General features: G+C 46.2%; 4 protein-coding genes. All 4 read right to left on the reverse strand.

The features are described from left to right. Nucleotides 1-83: 83 nt before the first annotated feature. Nucleotides 84-926 carry a sn-glycerol-3-phosphate ABC transporter permease UgpE gene (ugpE, locus tag AB4589_RS25440; protein ID WP_009846304.1) on the reverse strand — a complete coding sequence of 281 codons (843 nt, stop codon included), beginning with the start codon at nucleotides 924-926 and terminating at the stop codon, nucleotides 84-86. Nucleotides 927-964: 38 nt separating this feature from the next. Beyond that, nucleotides 965-1,846, reverse strand: a complete 882-nt coding sequence (locus AB4589_RS25445) for an ABC transporter permease subunit (protein WP_009846305.1) — start codon at nucleotides 1,844-1,846, stop codon at nucleotides 965-967. Nucleotides 1,847-2,116: 270 nt separating this feature from the next. Beyond that, nucleotides 2,117-3,409 carry an extracellular solute-binding protein gene (locus tag AB4589_RS25450; protein ID WP_372101961.1) on the reverse strand — a complete coding sequence of 431 codons (1,293 nt, stop codon included), beginning with the start codon at nucleotides 3,407-3,409 and terminating at the stop codon, nucleotides 2,117-2,119. A 273-nt stretch (nucleotides 3,410-3,682) separates the two neighbouring features. After that, on the reverse strand, nucleotides 3,683-3,941 hold a 259-nt coding region (locus AB4589_RS25455; RefSeq protein ID WP_372101962.1), incomplete at its 5' end, for a 2OG-Fe(II) oxygenase.

A 3,941-nucleotide genomic window follows, 5' to 3' on the forward strand; every position in this document is an offset into this window, starting at 1 on the left:
ACTGCTGGTGCGGATCAAGGTGAGTCGTCTTATACTCATCGAGTGATTGAATGCGGTTATTGTTCATTTGAGTTGTGTCGTTATTATTTTTCACTTTCTACTAGCCCTTTTACAAACCAACGCTGAAATACAACCACCACTAGTACGGGTGGCAACATGGCTAAAATCACCATGGCGAAAGCATAGTCATAGCGCGGTAAACTGGTTTCATTGATATTATTGAGTACTTGTTTGATGCCCATCACGATGGTGTTGTAGCCTTCGTCGGTAGTCATCATGATTGGCCACAGGTATTGGTTCCAACCCACCACAAACATGATGATGAAGATCGCGGCGATCATGGTTTTAGAAAGAGGCAGCAAGATATCGACAAAGAATCGAAATGGGCCTGCATTATCTAGTTGAGCTGCTTCTAACAATTCATCGGGGATGGTTTTGAAGAATTGCCTGAAAAAGAAGGTCGCGGTGGCTGATGCGATCAAAGGCAGAATCAACCCTGTATAGCTATTAAGAAGACCAAGCCCAGCGACAACTTCATAGGAAGGGATAATACGAACCTCTAATGGCAGTAACAGCGTCACGAAGATCAGCCAAAACCACGCCGTGGCGTAAGGGAGTCTAAAGTAGACCAAAGCAAACGCGGCCATCATCGAAATGATGATCTTACCGATCGCAAAACCTAGCCCCATGATCATCGAGTTGGTGATCATTTTACTGGCGGTGACTTCGCCACTAAAGCCCATGCTTTTGTTCCAAGCTTCGCTATAAATGGCCGTAAAGTTATCGCCCGGTAGCCATTGCAGACCTTCGCTGACAATGGTGTTTGGGTTATGCGTAGAACTAGCGAAGATTAGCCAGATAGGGACCAACATAAACAGCATCCCTGCAATTAAAATTAGGTGGTCTGAGACCTTATTACTTTTCATAAATAACTCCTGTCGCGTTAAATCCTAGCGGGGAGGGGCTAGTAATGGACGCGCTTTTCTACAACGCGAAACTGGATAAATGTGAGAGTGAGTACCAGTAGTAACAACACAACAGACTGGGCGGAACTGCCGCCTAAATCTGCGCCAACAAAACCATCTCGATACACCTTGTACACTAATGAAGTTGTACCGCCACCTGGGCCACCATTGGTCATGGTGTCTATCACGCCAAAGGTTTCAAAGAATGAGTAGGTGAGGTTGATGACCAGTAGAAAGAAGCCAGTCGGGGCGAGCAGTGGGAAGGTAATGGTCCAGAAACGTTTTGAGTCGCTGACACAATCCAGCATCGCCGCTTCTTTTACGGCGTAAGAGATCGATTGGAGTCCCGCTAGGAAGTAGATGAAATTCACCGAAACCTGTTTCCACACGGAAACCAAAATCAGAGCAAACGTGGCATCCACGGGATCGGTTTGGAAGCTAAAATCCCAACCCACAACAGCAAAGATTTCTGTGAACACGCCAATGTGCGGGTTAAACAAGAAAGCACCAATAACACCTGCAATCGCAGGGGCAACCGCATAAACCCAAGTGAGAGTGACCTTGTAAGCGCCTTGTCCGTGAATGATGTTGTCGGCTTTCACGGCAAGCAGCAGAGCCAAGGCAAGTGATAAGAAAGAGACCACAATTGCGAACATCAAAGTAAAGCCAATCGAGTTCAGGTACTCGCTCGATTCGAATAGCATTTGGTAATTCTCAAACCAGACGAATATAGATGAGGTGCCCCAAGGGTCTTCCAGCATAAATGAAAGGTAAACCGCCTTTGCTGCTGGGTAGATAAAGAAAACCGCAATGATGAGTATCTGAGGTGCCAAAAATAGGTAAGGCAGCGGAGAGTGAAAGAATTGTTGACGTCGTTCCACAGGGTAATCCCTAAAAATAATTACAGTGGCCACTATGAGCGGCTGTTACCACTAGCGCTGTATCAGGCATGCATCCCGTTGAGTTATCGTTGTTGGAGCAAGAAATGGCGCTAGAGAAGAGTCTCCTCACGTCTTGCCATAGCGTTTTTAGCGACGCAGTGACAAGTCGTGAGGAGTGATGAACGGCTCTGATTCGCTAAGCCTTAAGCTTGTGAACAGTTTCGTTTCATTAATCGATCTAGTTATTAACCGATCTAGTAACTAATCGATCTAGTTCATCGTTCGAGCGAAGCGCTTTAGTAGTTTGCTGCTCTCATCTTCGACCTTATCTAGGCTGCTCTCGACGCTAGATCGGTCAGCGAAGATGTTATCGAACTCACGGTGCATCACTTCACGGATCTGCGGGTAATAACCTAGGCGGTAGCCTTTAGTCCACTTGCCCGATTTGAGGCTTAGTTGCTTAACGCCCACTTCGGCGTCTGGCTGCTCTGTGTAGTAGCCGGATTCTTTCGCTAGTTCATAGGCAGCAGTTGTTACAGGTACATAGCCTGTTGTTTTGTGCCAGTACACTTGAGTTTCAGGCTTTGTCAGGTAATCAAAGAACGCTGCAACCCCTTTGTCCTGTTTCTGGTCATGGCCATTGAGTGCAAACAGAGCGGCACCACCAATGAAGGTTAAACCAGCATCTGGGTTAACTGATTTCCAGTATGGAAGGTAAGTTGTGCCTAACTCGAAAGGTACACGGTTACGTAAACCACCGAATGAACCTGAAGAGCCCATCCACATTGCTACTTCTTGGCGCTCGAAAGGCGTTTGGTTCGCATCCCAATCGCTGCCGTAATACTTGTAGTAACCTAGATCTGACCACTCTTTCATCTTGCTAACGTGCATCATCATGTCTTTGGTGTTGAACATGATTTTAGTGGATAGGCCGTCGTAGCCGTTGTTCTGGTCAGAGACTGGCAGGTTATGGCGAGACTTGAAGTTCTCGAACATGATCCATGGCGTTAGAGATTGAGAAAACGCAATGTGGCCTTCTGCTTTCAACTTCTTGGCCACCACTTCTAACTCTTCATAAGTCTTAGGCGCGTCGGCTCCCACTTCTGCGAGAAGGTCTTTGTTGTAGTAAAGAACTGGCGTCGAACTGTTGAAAGGCATACCAACCATCTTGCCTTGGTTGTCGGCATAGAAGTTACGAACGCCCGCTAGGTAATCATTCGAATTAAAGTTGTAGCCCGATTCAACCAGAATATCCTGTACCGGTTTCGCGACACCTTTAGCGTTCATGATGGTTGCAGCACCGGCATCGAAGACTTGTAGAATATTAGGAGCTTCGCCTGCTCGATATGCTGCGATACCCGCTGTTAAGGTCTCTGTGTATGAACCTTTATAGATTGGCGTGATCTTGTAATCATCTTGTGACGCATTAAAGTCAGTCGCAATCTTATTGACGGTTTCTCCAAGTTGGCCGCCCATTGCGTGCCACCAAGTTACTTGAGTCGTTGCGAACGCCGGCATTGCTGCTGTCGCAGAAAGAACGCCTGCCAAAATTAGCTTATTCATCTTCTTTTCCTTTTGGATGAAATCGATATAGAGGTATTGAATTTGAGTATTAACGAGACGGTAGGGGTATCGTTTGAAGCTATCTTGAACAGGGTATATTTCACTTACGTGGCTAAACCGTTTCACTGATGTGAAAGATTCATTTCGATTTTATTTAAGAGAAAAGTTATTGATGGTTTTGATGTTTGATGTATTTAGCTTTTAAGACGTTTTTCTGACCAAAAAAGCCTCTCGATGGAGAGGCTAAGAATAAGGTTCGATGTGGATACAGTTTTAGTGCGCGATGTCTAATTGGTTGTCTTTCACGCCGTTAATGCGAAACCAACCCGCGATACTGAATCGCTCTGTGTTTGTCGGCAGTACCTCGTGTGGGAACTGTTCAGACAAGAACACAAATAAGCGGCCTGACTTTGGTGGAATGGTCGCAATGTGGTTGTCTTTTAGATCGTAAACCACGAGCTCCCCTGCGTCTTCCTCAGACCATTCGTCATTCATGTAGAACACGGTGGTTAGGCGGTAATGCCGATCAGTT

Source organism: Vibrio sp. 10N.222.49.A3, assembly GCF_041475145.1.
GTDB lineage: Bacteria > Pseudomonadota > Gammaproteobacteria > Enterobacterales > Vibrionaceae > Vibrio > Vibrio tasmaniensis_A.

Bases quoted from the DNA above. Each gene is read 5' to 3' on its own strand.
- ugpE (WP_009846304.1), bottom strand. From the start codon at position 926: ATGAAAAGTAATAAGGTCTCAGACCACCTAATTTTAATTGCAGGGATG.
- AB4589_RS25450 (WP_372101961.1), bottom strand. From the start codon at position 3,409: ATGAATAAGCTAATTTTGGCAGGCGTTCTTTCTGCGACAGCAGCAATG.